This window comes from Ornithinibacter sp. (assembly GCF_035443565.1).
Lineage (GTDB): Bacteria > Actinomycetota > Actinomycetes > Actinomycetales > Dermatophilaceae > Fodinibacter.
Genome location: NZ_DAORSO010000428.1, coordinates 1 through 1,083, shown reverse-complemented (window position 1 = coordinate 1,083; position 1,083 = coordinate 1). Strand labels below are relative to the sequence as shown.

Sequence of the window (1,083 nt, the reverse complement as noted above, 5' to 3'; positions counted from 1 at the left end):
GGAAGGGTGGTTTTTCGTGGGGTATGTGTTGGGTGTTGATGTGGGGACGACGTTTACGGCTGCGGCTGTGTGGCGTGGTGGTCGGGTGGAGGTGGTGCCGTTGGGGAATCATGCGGCGGCGATTCCGTCGTTGGTGTTTTTGCGTGATGATGGTGGGGTTTTGGTGGGGGATGTGGCGGAGCGGCGGGGGTTGGGTGAGCCGTCGCGGTTGGCGCGTGAGTTCAAGCGGCGGTTGGGTGATACGGCGCCGATCATGTTGGATCGGACGCCGTTTTCGGCTGACAGGTTGTTGGGGTTGTTGTTGCGGGCGGTGGTGGTGGATGTGGTGGAGCGTCAGGGGGGTGTGGCTGATGTGGTGGTGGTGACGCATCCTGCGAATTGGGGTGAGTACAAGTTGGATTTGTTGCGTCAGGCGGTGGTGTTGGCGGGGGTGCCGGGGGCGTTGTTGTTGTCGGAGCCGGTGGCTGCGGCGTTGCAGTTCGCGGCGGGTGCGCGGGTGGAGGTTGGTGAGGTGGTGGCGGTGTATGACTTGGGTGGTGGCACCTTTGATGCGGCGGTGTTGCGCAAGTCGGTGGGTGGGTTCGAGGTGTTGGGTCGTGGGCATGGGATTGAGCGGTTGGGGGGGATTGATTTTGATGAGGCGGTGTTGACGCATGTGCGTGGTGTGGTGGGTGATGTGATTGGTGGGTTGGATGCTGGTGATGTGGGGGTGCGGGCGGCGTTTGCGCGGTTGCGGGCGGAGTGTGTGTTGGCGAAGGAGTCGTTGTCGGCTGATTCGGATGCGTCGGTGTCGGTGTTGTTGCCGAATGTGCAGATGCAGGTGCGGATCACGCGTGTTGAGTTCGAGGACATGATTCGTCCGATTTTGCGGGAGACGGTGGAGTGTGTGCGTCGGGCGGTGGATGCTGCTGGTGTGGGGTTGGGTGAGGTGAAGGTGGTGTTGTTGGCGGGTGGTTCGTCGCGTATTCCGTTGGTGGCTGACATGGTGCGTGGTGAGTTGGGTCGGCCGGTGGTGTCGGATGTGCATCCGAAGCATTCGGTGGCGATGGGTGCTGCTCGTTACGGGGCTGGTGTCCTCGCCGC

Annotated in this window: 1 protein-coding gene; it reads left to right on the top strand. The window is 62.4% G+C overall.

All coding sequences use genetic code 11. The features are described 5' to 3' along the window. Positions 1-16: 16 nt before the first annotated feature. Positions 17-1,083: Hsp70 family protein (locus PLL68_RS15725; RefSeq protein ID WP_324535709.1), on the top strand; the 1,067-nt coding region annotated here is incomplete at its 3' end.